The 441-nt window shown below is 51.5% G+C and carries 1 pseudogene; it reads left to right on the top strand.

Annotation, left to right across the window (positions count from 1 at the left end):
- Positions 1-402: pseudogene (locus D0T87_RS23255) on the top strand (hypothetical protein); the annotation flags it as partial.
- Positions 403-441 lie beyond the last annotated feature (39 nt).

The following is a 441-nucleotide window of genomic DNA, read 5'->3' on the forward strand; positions in this document are numbered from 1 at the left end:
TTCCTGATCTCATCGATGGATGAACTGGCCGATGGAAGCCTGATCTCGAATACGAATTTTACACCCGGGCAGCGCAGCGAATATACCCACGCACTGCAACTGATGAAAAACCGGGAATACCAGCGTGCACTAAGCATCCTGCGCGGATATAAGGATTACAACACGGCTTTGGCTCTGGCTTGCGTGGGACAGAACAGCCGGGCGCTGAATATGCTGGTGCCACTGGAAAAGACGGCCAACGTATATTACTTGCTGGCCATCCTGTCGGCCCGGCTGGGCAACGAATCACAAGCGATAGAGTGCCTCAGGGAGGCGTGCCGGCTGGACGAAGAAAAGGCATTCCGCATCGAAAGGGATTCGGAGGTGAGTAAGCTGGTAAGGAAGTATGATCTCAAACTTTAAAACAACGTCTGTGAATAAAAGTAACAGCGATGAGATAGA

It is taken from the genome of Bacteroides sp. 51 (assembly GCF_010500965.1).
GTDB lineage: Bacteria > Bacteroidota > Bacteroidia > Bacteroidales > Bacteroidaceae > Bacteroides.